The 17,493-nt window shown below is 67.5% G+C and carries 14 protein-coding genes and 1 tRNA gene; 6 read left to right on the top strand and 9 right to left on the bottom strand.

The genetic code is table 11. The features are described from left to right. The 4 genes from kdpB to JO059_RS18835 form a co-directional block, all read left to right on the top strand. Positions 1–1,039, top strand: a 1,039-nt coding sequence (kdpB, locus tag JO059_RS18850; protein WP_293321449.1) for a potassium-transporting ATPase subunit KdpB, incomplete at its 5' end; no start/stop codon positions are given. A 1-nt stretch (position 1,040) separates the two neighbouring features. Continuing rightward, positions 1,041–1,976, top strand: coding sequence for a potassium-transporting ATPase subunit C (locus JO059_RS18845; RefSeq protein ID WP_293321447.1), 936 nt, complete (start codon positions 1,041–1,043; stop codon positions 1,974–1,976). Between the two features lie 12 nt (positions 1,977–1,988). Then, complete coding sequence (locus JO059_RS18840; RefSeq protein ID WP_293321445.1) at positions 1,989–4,550, top strand: sensor histidine kinase KdpD; 2,562 nt, start codon at positions 1,989–1,991, stop codon at positions 4,548–4,550. Positions 4,551–4,668: 118 nt separating this feature from the next. Beyond that, positions 4,669–5,349 carry a response regulator gene (locus JO059_RS18835; protein ID WP_293321443.1) on the top strand — a complete coding sequence of 227 codons (681 nt, stop codon included), beginning with the start codon at positions 4,669–4,671 and terminating at the stop codon, positions 5,347–5,349. 15 nt (positions 5,350–5,364) lie between these two features. Here JO059_RS18835 and JO059_RS18830 read toward each other — a convergent pair whose 3' ends face one another. The 9 genes from JO059_RS18830 to JO059_RS18790 all read right to left on the bottom strand — a co-directional run bounded on the left by JO059_RS18830 (position 5,365) and on the right by JO059_RS18790 (position 15,592). Next, positions 5,365–5,694, bottom strand: a complete 330-nt coding sequence (locus JO059_RS18830) for a hypothetical protein (RefSeq protein WP_293321441.1) — start codon at positions 5,692–5,694, stop codon at positions 5,365–5,367. Positions 5,695–5,798: 104 nt separating this feature from the next. Further along, positions 5,799–6,743, bottom strand: a complete 945-nt coding sequence (locus JO059_RS18825; protein WP_293321439.1) for a Ppx/GppA phosphatase family protein — start codon at positions 6,741–6,743, stop codon at positions 5,799–5,801. Next, positions 6,734–7,225: a DUF501 domain-containing protein gene (locus tag JO059_RS18820; protein ID WP_293321437.1), complete on the bottom strand. Its 492-nt coding sequence runs from the start codon at positions 7,223–7,225 to the stop codon at positions 6,734–6,736. Before JO059_RS18820 ends, JO059_RS18825 begins: the two co-directional genes overlap by 10 nt. Beyond that, a complete protein-coding gene (locus JO059_RS18815) occupies positions 7,218–7,832 on the bottom strand; it encodes a septum formation initiator family protein (RefSeq protein ID WP_293321435.1) in 615 nt (204 codons plus the stop codon). Before JO059_RS18815 ends, JO059_RS18820 begins: the two co-directional genes overlap by 8 nt. A 12-nt stretch (positions 7,833–7,844) precedes the next feature. Continuing rightward, positions 7,845–9,134 carry a phosphopyruvate hydratase gene (eno, locus tag JO059_RS18810; protein WP_293321433.1) on the bottom strand — a complete coding sequence of 430 codons (1,290 nt, stop codon included), beginning with the start codon at positions 9,132–9,134 and terminating at the stop codon, positions 7,845–7,847. Between the two features lie 46 nt (positions 9,135–9,180). Continuing rightward, positions 9,181–9,903 (bottom strand): lytic murein transglycosylase, encoded by a 723-nt coding sequence (locus JO059_RS18805; protein WP_293321465.1) that lies wholly within the window; start codon positions 9,901–9,903, stop codon positions 9,181–9,183. Positions 9,904–10,194: 291 nt separating this feature from the next. Next, complete coding sequence (locus JO059_RS18800) at positions 10,195–11,265, bottom strand: nucleoside triphosphate pyrophosphohydrolase (protein WP_293321431.1); 1,071 nt, start codon at positions 11,263–11,265, stop codon at positions 10,195–10,197. Beyond that, positions 11,262–14,939: a transcription-repair coupling factor gene (mfd, locus tag JO059_RS18795; RefSeq protein WP_293321429.1), complete on the bottom strand. Its 3,678-nt coding sequence runs from the start codon at positions 14,937–14,939 to the stop codon at positions 11,262–11,264. The genes JO059_RS18800 and mfd overlap by 4 nt, the downstream gene beginning before the upstream one ends. Before the next feature lie 59 nt (positions 14,940–14,998). Further along, positions 14,999–15,592 (bottom strand): TetR/AcrR family transcriptional regulator, encoded by a 594-nt coding sequence (locus JO059_RS18790; RefSeq protein WP_293321463.1) that lies wholly within the window; start codon positions 15,590–15,592, stop codon positions 14,999–15,001. Positions 15,593–15,739: 147 nt separating this feature from the next. Between JO059_RS18790 and JO059_RS18785 the strand changes: the two genes are divergently transcribed. Together JO059_RS18785 and glmU are read left to right on the top strand one after the other, a co-directional pair. Next, positions 15,740–15,811, top strand: a tRNA-Gln gene (locus JO059_RS18785). A gap of 149 nt (positions 15,812–15,960) precedes the next feature. After that, positions 15,961–17,460: a bifunctional UDP-N-acetylglucosamine diphosphorylase/glucosamine-1-phosphate N-acetyltransferase GlmU gene (gene glmU, locus JO059_RS18780; RefSeq protein ID WP_293321427.1), complete on the top strand. Its 1,500-nt coding sequence runs from the start codon at positions 15,961–15,963 to the stop codon at positions 17,458–17,460. Positions 17,461–17,493 lie beyond the last annotated feature (33 nt).

Here is a 17,493-nt window from a genome sequence, read left to right as displayed (position 1 = left end):
CGACGAAACCCCCGAGGGACGCTCGGTCGTGGTGTTCGCCAAACAACACTTCGGGCTGCGCGCGCGCACGCCGGGCGAACTGTCACAGGCCCAGTGGGTGGCCTTTTCCGCCTCGACCCGGATGTCGGGCGTCGACCTCAACGGGCACCTGCTGCGCAAGGGCGCCGCGAGCTCGGTCGCGGAATGGGTTCGCGCTCAAGGCGGCAAGGTACCGCATCAGCTCGGCGAGATCGTCGACGGCATCTCGGCGGGCGGCGGCACCCCGCTGGTCGTCGGTGAGTGCATTGATGGTGAGGCGGCGGTGCTGGGTGTCATCCACCTCAAGGACGTTGTCAAGCAGGGCATGCGCGAGCGCTTCGACGAGATGCGGAAGATGGGCATCCGCACGGTGATGATCACCGGCGATAACCCGTTGACCGCCAAGGCGATTGCCGACGAGGCCGGCGTCGACGACTTCCTCGCCGAGGCCACGCCGGAGGACAAGCTCGCCCTGATCAAGCGCGAGCAAGAAGGCGGCAAGCTGGTCGCGATGACCGGTGACGGCACCAACGACGCGCCGGCCCTGGCGCAGGCTGACGTCGGCGTAGCGATGAACACCGGCACGTCGGCCGCCAAAGAGGCCGGCAACATGGTCGACCTCGACTCCGACCCGACCAAGCTCATCGAGATCGTCGAGATCGGCAAGCAGTTGCTGATCACCCGCGGAGCGCTGACCACCTTCTCAATCGCCAACGACATCGCGAAGTACTTCGCGATCATCCCGGCGATGTTCGTCGCGATGTTCCCCGGGCTGGATCTGATCAACATCATGCGGTTGCACAGCCCGCAGTCGGCGATCCTGTCGGCGGTGATCTTCAACGCGATCATCATCGTCATGTTGATTCCGCTCTCTCTGCGCGGCGTGCGGTACACGCCGAGCAGCGCGTCGAAGCTGTTGAGCCGCAACCTCTATATCTACGGACTCGGTGGCATCATCGCCCCGTTCATCGGGATCAAGCTCATCGACCTGATCGTCCAATTCGTCCCGGGGATGTCCTGACATGAAGTTCTCGAATTTCGTCCGCATGCACTGGGCGGCTTTCCGCGCGCTGCTGGTGATGACCGTGATCACCGGTCTCGCCTACCCGCTGTTCATCTGGTTGGTCGCGCAGATACCCGGCCTGCACGACAAGGCCGAGGGGTCGATGCTCACCGCCAACGGCAAACCGGTCGGCAGTCGGCTCATCGGTCAGCTATTCACCGACAAGGACGGCAACGCGCTCCCGCAGTACTTCCAGAGCCGTCCCTCGGCGGCCGGCAACGGCTACGACCCGACGTCGTCGGGCGCGAGCAACCTCGGGCCGGAAAGCATCGTCGACACGCCCGCCGATCCTTCGCAGCTGGCGGCCGGAAAGTCAGCGTCGGATGCTGGCTTCAAGCCGAGCCTGCTGACCCAGGTGTGCACCCGCAGTAGCGCTGTGGGCCAACTGGAGGGTGTGGACGGATCACGGCCGTTCTGCACGGGCGGCGGCGTGGGCGCGGTGCTGTCGGTGATCGGCCCCCGCGACCAGCGCGGGAACGTCCTTCACCCGACCAGGGTGGTCAGTGTCAACGAGCCTTGCCAGTCGACGCAGGCGCCGTTTCTGAACTTGTACGAGGGTGCGCGTGTCGAGTGCGCCAAGTACGGCCCCAAAACTGGGCAAGACTACACGATCGGCCAGATTGTGCCGATTCGCGGTGCCGCGTCCGCGAATCCCACCGTCCCGGCCGACGCGGTCACCGCGAGCGGCAGCGGCCTCGACCCGCATATTTCCTTGGCATACACGGACATTCAGGTTGCCCGGGTGGCCAAAGCGCGGCACGTCAGCCCGGATCAGATCCGTGCGGTGGTTGCGCAGTACCGCAGCGACCGCGCGCTGGGATTTCTCGGTGAGCCTACGGTGAATGTGCTGGAGCTCAACCTGCAACTCGATCACAAGTATCCAGTGTCGAGCTAGCGCCACGGGTGGATGATGGTTGACGTGACCGGAACCGACCAACATCCCAAGCGCGGAGAGCTGCGCATCTACCTCGGTGCGGCCCCGGGTGTCGGCAAGACGTACGCGATGCTCGGCGAGGCGCACCGGCGCCTGGAGCGCGGCACCGACGTGGTGGCGGCCGTGGTCGAGACCCATGGACGCCGGAAAACGGCTGAGCTGATTGATGGCATCGAGGTCATCCCGCCGCGCTACATCGAATACCGCGGCGGCAGCTTCCCCGAGCTCGACGTGCCGGCCGTGCTGGCGCGGCACCCGCAGGTGGTTCTGGTGGACGAGCTCGCCCACACCAATACGCCGGGTAGTAAGAACGAAAAGCGCTGGCAGGACGTCGAGGAATTGCTCGACGCGGGCATCACGGTGATTTCGACCGTGAACATCCAGCACCTGGAAAGCCTGAACGACGTCGTAGCCCAGATCACCGGTATTCAGCAGCACGAAACCATTCCGGATTCGATCGTGCGCCAGGCCTCGCAGGTCGAACTCATCGATATCACGCCGGAGGCGCTGCGCCGCAGGCTATCTCACGGCAATGTCTACGCGCCGGAGAAGATCGACGCGGCGCTGTCCAACTACTTTCGCCAGGGAAACCTTACGGCGCTAAGGGAATTGGCGTTGCTCTGGTTGGCCGACCAGGTGGACACCGCGCTGGCCAAGTATCGAGCGGAGAACAAGATCACCGACTTGTGGGAGGCCCGCGAGCGGGTCGTGGTGGCGGTGACCGGCGGCCCGGAGTCGGAGACGTTGGTGCGACGCGCATCCCGGATCGCGTCGAAGTCCAGCGCAGAGCTGATGGTCGTGCACGTCATCCGCGGTGACGGGCTGGCCGGGCTGTCGGAGCGCAGGATGGGCAAGATCCGTGAGCTGGCCAACAGCCTGGACGCTTCGGTGCACACCGTGGTGGGCGACGACGTGCCTACAGCCCTGCTGGATTTCGCCCGCGAGAACAACGCCACCCAGTTGGTGATCGGCACCTCGCGCCGGCCTAAGTGGGCCCGCATCTTCGAAGAGGGCATCGGCCAGACGATCGTCGAGCGGTCCGGGAAGATCGACGTGCACATGGTCACGCATGAGGAGTCGAAGCGCGGCCTACGGTTGGCCACGCTCTCTTCCCGCGAGCGCCGGGTGGCGTCGTGGCTGGCTGCCGTCATCGTGCCGTCGGCCATCTGTGCGGTTTGCGTCACGCTGCTGGACCCATATCTGAACAACGCCGGCGAGAGCGCGTTGTTCTTCATCGGGGTCCTCGTGGTCGGACTCCTGGGAGGGGTTGCCCCGGCGGCCCTTTCGGCGGTGCTGTCCGGTTTGCTGCTGAACTACTACCTGATACCCCCGCGGCACAGCTTCACCATCGCCGAACCGAACAGCGCCATTACCGAGTTGGTGCTGCTCCTGATCGCGGTGGCGGTCGCCGTGCTCGTCGACGGCGCGGCCAAACGCACCCGGGAAGCCCGGCGCGCCTCCCAAGAAGCCGAACTGCTGACGCTGTTCGCCGGGTCGGTGCTGCGCGGCGCCGATCTGGAGACGCTGCTGGAGCGGGTGCGGGAGACCTACTCGCAGCGTGCGGTCAGCATGCTGCGGGAGCCCGGTGAGGAAGAGCGCGCCACCGGGAGAAAGGGCTACGTCGTTGCCAGTGTCGGCAAAGACCCTTGTGACAGCGTTGATTCCGCCGACACTGCGATCGAGGTCGGCGACGACGAATACTGGATGCTGTTGGCCGGCAAGAAGCTCTCCGCACGAGACCGCCGGGTGCTGGGCGCGGTGGCGAGGCAGGCGGCGGGTCTGATCAAGCAACGCGAGCTGGCCGAAGAAGCCAGCCGGGCCCACGCGATTGTGCAGGCCGACGAGCTGCGGCGGTCCCTCCTGTCGGCGGTCAGCCACGATCTGCGCACGCCGCTGGCGGCGGCCAAGGTCGCCGTGTCCAGCCTTCGCGCCGAAGACGTCGCCTTCTCCGCCGAGGACACCGCCGAATTGCTGGCCACCATCGAGGAATCCATCGACCAACTGACCGCGTTGGTCGGAAACCTGCTCGATTCCTCGCGACTGGCCGCGGGCGTGGTACGTCCGGATCTACGCCGGGTTTATGTCGAGGAGGCGGTGCAGCGTGCGCTGGTCTCGATCGGCAAGGGCGCCACCGGTTTCTATCGATCCGCTATCGACCGCGTCAAGGTCGATGTCGGCGACGCCGTGGTGATGGCCGACGCTGGTCTACTCGAACGAGTCCTCGCGAATCTGATCGACAACGCGCTCCGCTACGCGCCCAACTGCGTGGTGCGGGTCAACGCGGGACAGGTCGGCGATCGGGTCCTGATCAACGTCATCGACGAAGGGCCCGGAATCCCTAAAGGCACCGAGGATCAGATCTTCGAAGCATTCCAGCGGCTGGGCGACCACGACAACACCACCGGGGTGGGCCTGGGAATGTCGGTGGCGCGCGGCTTCGTCGAAGCGATGGGCGGAACCATCGCGGCCGGCGATACACCGGGCGGCGGGCTCACCGTCGTGGTGGATCTGGCCGCAGCGCAGGGGGATAGATGACCCGCGCCGGCGACGATGCACTGGGGGCACCACCCGCTCGCGGGGGCCGCAGCTGTGAGGTGGGGGCACTCCCCAGCTCCGCGGGGACCCCACCCGCTTGCGGGGGAGAGCGGCGCCGATGACCCGCGTACTGGTGATCGACGACGAGCCGCACATCCTGCGCGCCCTGCGAATCAACCTGTCCGTGCGCGGATACGAGGTCGTCACGGCATCGACTGGGGCCGGGGCCTTGCGCGCCGCCGCCGAGCACAAGCCCGACGTGGTGATCCTCGATCTCGGCCTGCCCGACATCTCGGGCATCGAGGTGCTGGCCGGGCTGCGGGGCTGGCTGATGGCGCCGGTGATCGTGCTCTCGGCGCGCACCGATTCGTCGGACAAGGTGGAGGCCTTGGACGCCGGTGCCGACGACTACGTCACCAAACCCTTTGGGATGGACGAATTTTTGGCCCGGCTGCGCGCCGCCGTGCGCCGCAACGCCGTGGCGTCCGAGATGGATGAGCCGGTGATCGAGACCGAGGCGTTCACCGTCGACCTGGCCGCCAAGAAGGTCATCAAGGACGGTGCCGAGGTGCATCTCACACCCACCGAATGGGGCATGCTCGAGGTGCTCGTGCGCAATCGCGGCAAGCTGGTCGGCCGCGAGGAGTTGCTGAAGGAAGTTTGGGGCCCGGCGTACGCCACCGAGACCCATTACCTGCGTGTGTATCTGGCGCAGCTGCGGCGAAAGTTGGAAGACGACCCGTCGCACCCCAAGCACCTGTTGACCGAATCGGGCATGGGCTATCGCTTCGAGGCGTGAGTCACATGCGTCACTTCAGTCCCCGGAGGGGAGGCGGTGCTCCTTTTGCCCGGCTCGCAGCGACAATTTCGCTGCCGCGCGCAAAGCCAGCACCCGTTGGTGTATCCGGTATTCGGTGGAGCGCGGGATGTAGCCCGGACCGTACAACCCCCGCCGAAGCCGGCGTACCCTGTCCCGTCCGGTCTCCCACCGCCGCAAGGCATCCGATATGGCCTTCGACGGCCTGCCAGCGATGCAAAACCCTTGTGCCTCAAGCGCATCAGCCATCTCGGTGATAGTCGCGCGTCCATTGTGGGCGAGATGCATTGCGAGCACGTAACGAAGCTCTATTCCTGTGAGATTCATATTCCGACGGTCGCATGCCGGTATGACATCAATCAGAGTTGTCGCTACGAGGCGGGCAAAAAGCCGACTGTCTCCCCAGCGGGGACTCCTGTGGCTGATGTGACTCAACCAGCGATCGACAGTACGATCCCGTCCAGGATGTCGTGCTCGCTGACGATCAGCTCGTCGATCCCCGCGCGGGCGCGGAGTTCGCGAGCCAACTCCTCCACCACGATCGCGCCGCCAGCGATCACATCGGCGCGGCCCTCGTGCATCGGCCCCAGCGCCGCGCGCTGGGCCCGGGTCATGCCGATCAGCCGCTCACACACCGCCAGCAGATTGGCGCCGGGAACGCGCGAAAGATGAATGGCCGCAGAGTCATAGGCCGTCATGTTGTGGGCGAGAGCGGACAGCGTGGTAAACGTTCCGGCGAGTCCGACCCAGCTGCGCGCGCCCTCGACGGGCACCACGCCAAGCGCGACTTCAAGGCGCTCGCGCACCACCCGGCGAGCCGCCTGCACTTCCTCGGGTGTCGGTGGGTCCGAGCGCAAACAGCGTTCGGTCAACCGGACACACCCGATATCGGCCGAGTAGCTCGCCACCACCGCATCGGTACCCAGCACGATCTCGGTGGAGCCACCACCGAGATCGACCACGACGAAAGGCGCCGCCGCGCTGTCCAGTTCAGCGACGGCCCCACTGAAGGACAGCGCGGCCTCCTCGTCACCGGTGATCACCTCGGCAACCGCGCCCGGCACGACGGCACCCAGCACCTCGGCCGTCATCGCAAAGAAGACGTCGCGATTGGCGACATCCCGGGCGGCCGATGTGGCCACCATCCGTGCCCGGTCCACGCCGTGTGCGCGTAGCAGCGCGGCGTAATCGACCAACGCCGCGCGCGTTCGGGCTATCGCTTCAGGCGCGAACTCACCCGTTGCGTCGACGCCCTGACCCAGCCGGACGATCCGCGTCTCGCGATGAACATCCCGCAGCCGCCCGGCGCTGACGTCGGCGATTAACAAGCGAATCGAGTTGGTACCGCAGTCAATTGCGGCGGCCCTCACCGCCACTGCGGCCCCACTAATTCCGCAGCGGTCCCCGCTTCGCGGGCCAGAATGGCCAAGGACTCGTCGCCGAGCGGATTCACGCCGGGACCCTTGGCCAGCGAGTGCGCCATCAGCACATGCAGGCACTTGACCCGGTCGGGCATTCCGCCGGCGGAAAACGTTGTCCCCAGCGGCTCGATGGCGTCGCGCTCGGCCAGATACGATTCGTGGGCTCGCCGGTAGGCGGCCGCCAGTTCCTGGTCGCGCTGCAACCGATCGGTCATCTCTCGCATCAATCCCGTCGTCTCCAGCCTGCTCGCGGCCGCGGTCAGCACCGGATGAGTCAGGTAGTACAACGTCGGAAAGGGCGTCCCGTCAGGAAGTTTCGGCGCGGTTTTGACCACGCCGGGTTCACCGTTGGGGCACCGGTAGGCGATCTCAAGTACCCCACGCGGCGCACGCCCGAGCTGACGCGCCACCGCTTCCAGGTCGGCGCGGTCAACCACCGGGGGTCGTGGGATTCGGCGCGCTCTCCGGTGGCAGGTGGGGCGCGTCGGCGATGGTATGCCACAGCGAGGTGTACCAGGGGTTGTTGGTCGCCGGTTTCGCCGAGTCGGCTCCCTGCTGCGGGGACGCTGCCGCCGTCGGCGGCAGCTGAACCTGGAACGGGATGTCGCCCGGCATCACGAAGCCGAGGCGCTCGCGGGCCTGCGCCGCAATGTATGCCGGGTCGGCCAGCTTGCCCTTCTTTTGCTCGAGGTCGGCGATCTGGCGCCGCAGCGCGGCTTGACTTGCCGCCAGCTGGTCCATCTCGGTGCGTTGCGCGAAGTAGGTGCGCACCGGCCCGGCGATGGTCAACGTCAACACGCAGATGACCGCGGCCAGCACCGCCGCACGTCGCGCGGTGAAACCGAGTCGCTGATCGGAACGCTGCTCAACGGATTCTGCGACCTGACGCTTGATGGGCTCGACGACACGCTCACGCAACGTCCGGGTGGGATCGCGGCTCACGCGGGTTGCGGGCTTCGCGGCCCCTCGGCGCCGGTCCGAATCGCCGGCCTTCCCCGGGCGTGACGCCGGGGATCGCCGCTTCGGATCCGGCTTGGCGGTCAAGGGAATTCCAACCTACTTCTGCTCCAGCGCGAAACGCGGAAACGCAAGATCACCGGCGTAGCGTGCCGCGTCGCCGAGGGCCTCCTCGATGCGCAACAACTGATTGTATTTGGCCACGCGCTCGCTGCGGGCGGGCGCGCCGGTCTTAATCTGACCGCTGCCGACCGCCACCGCGAGGTCGGCGATCGTGGTGTCTTCCGTCTCACCGCTGCGGTGGCTCATCATCGTGCGGTATCCGCTGTGATGGGCCAGCGCGACGGCGTCGAGAGTCTCGGTCAAGGTGCCGATCTGATTCACCTTGACCAGCAACGCGTTTGCCACGCCCTTCTCGATGCCCTCTTCCAGGCGTTCGGGGTTGGTGACGAAGATATCGTCACCGACGATTTGCACCCTTTCTCCGATCGCCGCCGTCAGGGCCGACCAACCATCCCAATCGTCTTCGGCCAAGGGGTCTTCGACGGACACCAGCGGATACGAGCCGAGCAGGCCGGCGTAAAACTCTGTCATCTGCTCGGCTGTGCGCGTCTGGCCCTCGAACGTGTAGCCGGTGCCGTCGCTGTAGAACTCGGTGGCCGCGGCATCGAGGGCCAGCGCCACGTCCGCACCGAGTTTGAAGCCGGCCGATTCGATGGCCTGGCCGATCATGTCCAGCGCCGCGGTGGTGCCGGCCACATCGGGGGCGAAGCCGCCCTCGTCGCCCAGGCCCGTGCTCAGGCCCGCCTTCTTCAGCACCGCTTTGAGGGCGTGGTAAACCTCGGCGCCCCAGCGCAACGCCTCGGTAAAGCTGGGCGCCCCGATCGGGGCCACCATGAACTCCTGGATGTCGACACCGGTGTCGGCGTGGGCACCGCCGTTGAGGATGTTCATCATCGGCACCGGCAGGATGTGCGCGTTCGGGCCGCCGAGGTAGCGGAAAAGCGGCAACTCGGCGGAGTCGGCCGCCGCTTTGGCGACCGCCAACGAGACGCCCAGGATCGCGTTGCCGCCCAGCCGCGACTTGTCGGGGGTGCCGTCCAGGTCCACCAGCGCCTGGTCCACCAACCGCTGATCGTCGGCGCTGAGCCCGATGACTGCCGGAGCGATCTCGTCCAGCACGGCTTGTACCGCCTGCTGCACGCCTTTGCCGCCGTAACGCTCACCGCCGTCACGCAACTCGACGGCCTCGTGCTCACCGGTGGATGCGCCGGACGGCACCGCGGCGCGAGCAAATGTCCCGTCCATCAGGGCGACTTCGACCTCGACCGTCGGGTTGCCTCGCGAATCGAGGATCTCGCGGGCCCCGACCTGCTCGATAATCGGCACTGGGTTCTCCTTGCCTGAACTTGCCTCGTAGCCTCGATACATCCTGCTACAGCGGATGACCCGACGCGTAGGCGGTTGCCCAGTCCCGGACGGCCCGCGCGTAAATGCCGGAGTTGTTGTAGGCCCGCAGCGCGGTCAGCCATCCACGCGGAGTAGCGAGATCCTTGCCGCGCCAACACAAATAGCCCGCGGCGGCCAGCGCTGCGTCGTCGATATTGTCCGGGCTGACCACGCCGTCGTTGTGAGCGTCGACACCGTAGAGCCGCCACGTCTCCGGGATGAACTGCATCGGTCCCATCGCGCGCACGGTGCCGCCGTCGGCGCCACCCCCGGTGTCGACGATCCTTAAGGTGCCGCCGCTGCCGTCCAGCCGAACACCCCGAATGGGCGGATTCACATCTCCGTTCGGCGACAGCGTCGCCCCCCGGTAAGTGCCGTGGTGGCTCTCGACCTGCCCGATGCCCGCGAGCGTCGTCCATGCGATATGACATTTCGGATTCTCGACCTCGGCGACCCGCGCGGCATACCCATAGGCCTCCAGCGCGATGACCGGGATTTCCAACGCCGACGAGCGCTGCTCGGCCCATTCGCGCAGCTGATCCGCGGGTCTTCCGCTGACGTGCGTATCCACGGGCGGCACCGGATCCCCGGAGGGCGGCGGAACGCCCTCGGGGATGAAGAGGCTGAGTTGCCAGGTGCAACTGGAGGCCAGAAGCATCGCGGTCGCGCCGATGACGGCAGCCGCGCGCAACCAACGTCTCGGCGACACCACGCTCCCCAGTCTCCCGTGTCTTCGACTCCCCGCCACCAACTTCGGCCACGACCATCGTCCCATGGGATTCGGGGCTATCCGGCTGATTGGGCCCCGAACTCGCCAACGCGGCGCGGGGTCAGCGGGAAATAGGTTAGCTGACGGCAACGATGGCTAGCGAATCCGGAAACTTGCGACGCGCCCGATTCCCGACCCCAACTCTCCGTCACAGGTGCCTAAACGACTGACATGGCAAACGTCACGCTCATCGCTGCCGGGCCAGTGCCGCGACCGCGGATTTGATCGGCCTTACCGCCGCCCCCGGCGTCGCTTCGAGCCCCCGCCGGACGCTTTCGGGCCGGCCCGAGACTTCTCTTCGGCTTCGGCGGTCCCCTCCTCGGCCGCTGCGGACCTCGGCATCTCGCCGTGGGTTGCCGATGCACGAGGTGGCCAGTGCCCCCGCCACTCCTGCTCGGTTACCTCCCCGAGGGGGGCCACGTCCAGCTCGTCCGGAATGATGTTCCCCCGGCGCGCGGCGGCGATCGCCCACTCGGCGATGCGAACGCTGTCTACGAACTCCAAAACGGCCGTCCGCAGGGCGCTTTCGGCATCGATGTCTGCCGACACCGAGATCGAGGTGATCTCCGGCGGGATGAGATCGTTCGGAAAACCGGCCTGTTCGGCGCGTTGAATCACCTTCTGCGCCAATGCAAGTGCCGGCTGGCCGGTGTGGACGTCGTCCATCACCGAGTTGCGTGCCTTTTCGGCCGCCTTGCGCTCTTCCCACTGGGCCAATTGATCTTCGAGCGAAATAGATTGTCCCGCAAGGACTCCGGGTACGCGATTGCCGAGCTTACGCATCAACGCGGCGGCGACGTCGTCGATGGTAAAGGGAGACTGCGGCGCATCCTCTGCGATGCGGGCGTGGAAAAGCACCTGCAGCAGCACGTCGCCGAGTTCTTCCCGCAACTGGTCGGCGCTGCCGCTGCGAACGGCGTCCAACAACTCGTAGGTCTCCTCGAGCAGGTACCTTCGCAACGAATCGTGGGTTTGCTCGCTTTCCCACGGTCCGGCGGTGCGCAGTTTGTCCATCATCGCCACGGCGTCCACCAGCCGCTCCCCGCGCGGCGTCTCCGGCGCCGAGATCAGGCGGGCTCCGGCGGCCAATCGTGCGGTGACTGCGGGGTGGTCGGGATCGGACGACAGCAGCACCGGCGCCGGGGCTTCGGGATCTCCGGTGTGCACCGGCCGCGCGGCGGGTAGCGACCACGGCACCGCGACGGGCATCTCCTCGGTGTACTGCACCTCGCCGGTGAGGTACTCGATGGCCTCGACGGGTACCAGCGACGGTCGCCGTGGGTCGAACAAGACGACGATCATCGCGCCTGTCGCTCCTCCCTGGCCGTCGGTGACGCACTCGTTATACCAATCTCCTGCTGTGGCTTCCCCTGCAGTGCTGTCACGAGATCGGCCACCATCTGCACCAACTCGACATCGCGCATAGGGGCGGCAGCCCCGAAACTTTTGGAGCCCCCGCCGGCTCGCGGGATAGGAACTTGCACCGTTGACGTGGTGGCGCGGTAGTGCGCCGCCGGATACATCCGCTTCAGGCGCACCTGGGCCGAGTCCAGCAGCGTCACCGGCGAGAGCCGCACGGTGGCCGCCGACGGCGCCGACACCTCGGTGATGCCTGCGGCGCGGCACAGCAACCGCAACCGCGCCACGGCCACCAGCCGCTCGGCGGGCTCGGGCAGCGGCCCGTAGCGGTCGATCAGCTCCTCCACGACGGCGTCGATCTCCGCGTCGGAGGACGCCGCGGCCAGCCGCCGGTAGCCCTCGAGGCGCAGCCGGTCGCTGGCGATGTAATCCGGCGGCAGGTGGGCGTCAACCGGCAGGTCGATGCGAACGTCCTTGGGCTCCTCGGCGGTGGTGACGGTCTGTCCGTCCTCTGCTGCCTTCAAGGCTGCCCGGTAGGCCTCAACGGCCTCGCCCACCAACCGAACATAGAGGTCGAAGCCGACCCCGGCGACGTGCCCGGACTGCTCGACACCCAACACGTTGCCGGCGCCGCGGATCTCGAGGTCCTTGAGCGCGACGGCCATGCCCGCGCCCAGCTCGTTGTTCTGGGCGATGGTCGCCAGCCGGTCGTAGGCCGTCTCGGTCAGCGGCGCGTGCGGCGGGTAGAGAAAGTACGCGTAGCCCCGCTCGCGGCTGCGGCCGACGCGGCCGCGGAGCTGGTGCAGCTGGGACAGGCCGAAGGTATCGGCGCGCTCGACGATGAGGGTGTTGGCGTTGGAAATGTCGAGACCCGTCTCCACGATCGTCGTGCACACCAGGATGTCGTACTCGCGATTCCAGAACCCCTGCACGGTGCGTTCCAACAGATCCTCGGGCATCTGCCCGTGCGCGACGGCGACGCGCGCCTCGGGCAACAGCTCCCGGACCCGCGCCGCCGCCCGGTCGATGGAGCTGACCCGGTTGTGCACGTAGAACGCCTGGCCGTCGCGCAGCAGCTCGCGGCGCAGCGCGGCGGCGACCTGCTTGTCGTCGTGCGGACCGACGTAGGTCAGCACCGGGTAGCGGTCTTCGGGAGGCGTCAGGATCGTCGACATCTCGCGGATCCCGGCCAGGCTCATCTCCAGGGTGCGCGGAATCGGGGTGGCGCTCATCGTCAGGACGTCGACGTGGGTGCGCAGCGACTTGATGTGCTCCTTGTGCTCGACGCCGAACCGCTGTTCCTCGTCGACGACGACGAGGCCCAGATCCTTCCAGCGCACGCCGGTCTGCAGGAGTCGGTGCGTGCCGATCACGATGTCGACCGTGCCGTCGGCCAGCCCGTCGATGACGGCGCGCGACTCGGCGGGGTCGGTGAACCGGGACAGCCCCTTGACCGTGACGGGAAACTCGGCCATTCGTTCGCTGAACGTCTGCAGGTGCTGGTCGGCCAGCAGCGTGGTGGGCACCAGCACGGCGGCCTGCTTGCCGTCCTGCACGGCTTTGAACGCCGCCCGCACCGCGATCTCGGTCTTGCCGTAGCCGACATCACCGCAGATCACCCGGTCCATCGGGATCGGCCTTTCCATGTCGGCCTTGACCTCTTGGATTGCCGTGAGCTGGTCGACGGTTTCGGTGAAGCCGAACGCGTCCTCCATCTCGGCCTGCCAGGGGGTGTCCGGCCCGAACGCGTGCCCGGGGCTGGCTTGCCGCTTCGCGTATAGCGACACCAACTCGCCGGCGATCTCGCGCACCGCGCGTCGCGCCTTGGTCTTGGTGTTCGCCCAGTCGCTGCCGCCGAGTCGGCTCAGCGCTGGCGCCTGGCCGCCGACGTACCGGGACAGCTGGTCCAGCGAGTCCATGGGGACGTACAACTTGTCCGACCCGCCGCCTCGCTTGCTGGACGCGTATTCCAGCACCAGGTATTCACGCCGCGCCCCGCCGACCGTGCGCTCGGTCATCTCGATGAAACGCCCGATGCCGTGCTGGTCGTGCACCACCAGGTCGCCGGCGGTGAGCGCCAGCGGGTCGACGGTATTGCGCCGCTTGGCGGCCAGGCGCTTGCCCTCGACGGCGGTCGCGCGATTACCGGTCAGGTCCGTCTCGGTGATGATCACCAGGTTGGCGCCGGGAATCACGACACCGTCATGCAGCGGTCCCTTGAGGACCCCTACCACGCCTGGCTTAGGCGCGGCACCCGGTTCCAGCATGGTGGCCGGGGTGTCGGAGTCGGCCAGCCGCTCGACGACGCGATGGGCGGTGCCCATTCCCGGCGTTACCACCGCGGCGCACCCGCCGGTCGTCACGTGGGCGCGCAGCATCGCGAAGATGCCGTCGATGTCCTGCTGGTGCCCGCGGGCCGACGGCGCCGCCCGGAGATCCAGCTCTATGGCCGACTCGTCGGAGAGCTGGCTGAGCGTCCACCACGGATGACCCGACCGGGCCGCCGCCGCCCGCGCATCATCCAGTTCGACGAATCCCGAACCGCCCAATTGTTGAACGTCGACGGGCGCGTCCCTCCCGAGGGCTGCGACCGACCAGGACGCCTCGAGGAATTCCCGACCGGTCTTGATCAGGTCCGCGGCCCGAGTCCGCGCCTTTTCCGGGTCGCACACCAACACCGGCGTGCCCTCGGCGAGTTGATCGGTCAGCAGCGTGTGCGCCCCGGGCCGGAGCACCGGCAGCAACGCCTCCATTCCGTCGACCGGGATGCCCTCGGCAAGCTTCGCCAGCATGTCGGAGACGCTGCCGGTGACGACGTTCTCCCCCGCCGGGTACCGGGCGGCCAGCTCGACGGCACGCGCTCGCACGTCGTCGGTGAGCAGCAGTTCGCGGCAGGCGACCGCGACGACCGTGTCGATCTCGATCTCCGGAATGGAGCGCTGGTCGGCGACCGAGAACATCCGCATCTCGCTGACCTCGTCGCCCCAGAACTCGATGCGGACCGGGTGTTCGGCGGTCGGGGGGAAAACGTCGAGGATCCCGCCGCGCACGGCGAACTCCCCCCGGCGGCCGACCATGTCCACGCGGGTGTAGGCCAGTTCGACGAGCCGGGCGATCGCATCCTCGAATTCGACTTCCTGGCCGACCGTGAACGTGACGGGCTCAATGTCGCCCAGCCGCGGCGTCATCGGCTGCAGCAACGAGCGCGCCGGAGTCACCACCACGCGCAGGGGCGGGCCCAGCCTGGTGTCGCCGGGGTGGGCCAGCCGGCGCAGCACCAGCATCCGGGCGCCGACGGTGTCGACGCCGGGCGAGAGCCGCTCGTGCGGCAGCGTCTCCCAGGACGGGAAGACCGCCATCGCGTCGCCGAACACGCCGCGCAGCTCGGCGGTCAGGTCCTCGGCCTCGCGCCCGGTCGCGGTGACTACCAGCAGCGGACCCAGCCGCGCCAGCGCAGTGGCGACGAACAGGCGCGCACTGGCCGGCCCGACCAGGCTCAGTTCGGGGGGTATGGCGGCCGCGGTCTCGGTCAACCGCTGGAAGGTCGGCGCTGTCAGCGCCAGGCCCACGAGCCCCGCGATCGGGGTTTCTGAGATAGCAGGCCCCGGTGCGGTCATGATGACGCCATTCTAGGGCGCCTTGGCGGGCAGCGATTTTCGTCGGACTGCGGCCCGGGCTACTCGTCCTGCAGCCTCGGGTCGGCCTCCAGGTGGGTCAGGCCGTTCCACATCAGGTTGACCAGATGCGCGGCGACAACCTCTTTCTTCGGCTCCCGTGTATCGAGCCACCATTGCGCCGTCATCGACACCGAGCCCACCAGGGCTTGGGCGTACAGCGGCGCCAGATCCGGGTCCAGCCCGCGACGGGCGAAGTCACCGGCCAGGATCGAGCTGACCTGGCTGACGGCGTCATTGAGCAAGCTGGAGTAGGTCCCGGAGCTGATCGCGGCCGGCGAGTCGCGGATCATGATGCGGAAGCCGTCGGTGCGCTCCTCGACGTAGGTGAGCAGCGCTAGCGCGACGAGTTCGACGCGCACCCGTGACCGGTTATTGGTCAGCGACGAGGTGATGCCGTCCAACAGCGCCGACATCTCCCGGTCGACAACGACGGCGTACAAACCCTCCTTGCCGCCGAAGTGCTCGTAGACGACCGGCTTGGACACGTTGGCCCGCAGGGCGATCTCCTCGATTGAGGTGCCTTCGTAACCGCGTTCGGCAAACAGCGAGCGGGCGATGCCGATGAGCTGTTGCCGGCGCTCGGTGCCGGTCATGCGGGCGCGCGGCGGGCGCACCTCTTTATCCGCCTTATCCGGCTCTTTCTGTATATGAGGGTCCAGAACGGCCACATCAATGAGCGTATCGGTTCACGGGCACCGCGACCGGCCCGCCGACCGTCTAGAGTCACCGTGGGCACGCAATCCGTCGTGGTGTAATCGGCAGCACATCAGATTTTGGTTCTGAGAGTTCAGGTTCGAGTCCTGGCGACGGAGCACGAACAGGGGCTTCGAGAGGGCCTGAGAAAAGGGCCTGGTTCTTTGCCGCGAGGGGGCGTCAAATGACACGCTTGACGGCGTGTCGGCGTACAACCACGCTCCCCCGCAAGCGGGAGGTGCCCCCAGCTCGCGCAGAAGGAGGTCCGATGTCGTCTGATGGTGACACCGCGGCCCTGGTTCTGGCGGCCGGCCCCGGCACCCGGATGCGGTCAGACACCCCGAAGGTCCTGCACACCCTCGCCGGCCGCAGCATGCTGTCGCATTCGGTGCATGCCATAGCTAAGGTGGCGCCCGGGCACCTGGTCGTCGTGCTGGGCCACCAGCACGAGCGGATCACGCCGCTGGTCGCCGAGCTTGCGGACACCCTGGGACGCACTATCGACGTCGCGCTGCAGGACCGACCGCTGGGCACCGGCCACGCCGTCCTGTGCGGGCTGTCGGCGCTGCCCGACGACTACGCCGGCATCGTGGTCGTCACCGCCGGCGATACCCCGCTGCTGGACTCGGACACCCTGGCCGATCTGATCGAGAGTCACCGGACGCAGTCGCCCGCGGTCACCGTGCTGACCACGACGCTGAGCGATCCCGGCGGCTACGGCCGCATCCTGCGCACTCAGGACAACGAGGTCACGGCGATCGTCGAACATGCCGACGCCACACCCTCGCAACGCGAGATCCGGGAGGTCAACACCGGCGTCTATGCCTTCGACATCGCGGCGTTGCGCTCGGCGCTGAGCAGGCTGAGCTCCGACAACGCCCAGCATGAGCTGTACCTGACCGACGTCATCGCGATCCTTCGCGGGGATGGCCAGTCCGTGCAGGCTCGGCACGTCGACGACAGCGCGCTGGTGGCCGGCGTCAACAACCGCGTCCAGCTGGCCGAGCTGGGCGCCGAGCTCAATCGCCGGATCGTCGCCGCTCACCAGATGTCGGGTGTGACTATCGTCGATCCGGCCAGCACCTGGATCGACGTCGACGTGACCATCGGCCGCGACACCGTGATCCATCCGGGGACCCAGCTGCTGGGCCGCACTCAGGTCGGCGGCCGTTGCGTCATCGGTCCGGACACCACCCTGACCGACGTCACCGTCGGCGACGGCGCATCCGTGGTGCGCACACACGGCAGTTCGTCGTCGATCGGCCCGGGCGCCACCGTGGGACCGTTCACGTACCTGCGGCCCGGCACCGTGCTGGGGGCCGACGGCAAGCTGGGTGCGTTCGTCGAGACGAAGAACTCCAGCATCGGCGCCGGCAGCAAAGTTCCGCATCTGACCTATGTCGGTGACGCCGATATCGGCGAGCACAGCAATATCGGCGCGTCCAGCGTATTCGTCAACTACGACGGCGAATCCAAGTGGCGCACGACCATCGGCTCGCACGTGCGCACCGGGTCGGACACCATGTTCGTGGCGCCGGTGACCGTGGGCGACGGGGCCTATACGGGCGCCGGCACCGTGGTGCGCGAAGACGTCCCGCCGGGGGCACTCGCGGTGTCGGCGGGGCAGCAACGCAACATCGAAGGCTGGGTGCAGCGCAACCGGCCGGGCAGCGCGGCCGCCGAAGCGGCGACCAGGGCGGCCGACCAGGCGGCCGAGCGGGCGCCCGAGCAAGCCGAGCGGATGCCGGACGCCGACGAGACACGGTGAGTTCGTTTTCTGGCAACCCGACGGCTTTTCCGT

This window comes from Mycobacterium sp. (assembly GCF_019247615.1).
Taxonomy (GTDB): Bacteria; Actinomycetota; Actinomycetes; order Mycobacteriales; family Mycobacteriaceae; genus Mycobacterium.
Note: the sequence above shows the minus strand (reverse complement) of the source record. Positions and strands in the feature narration are given on the sequence as shown.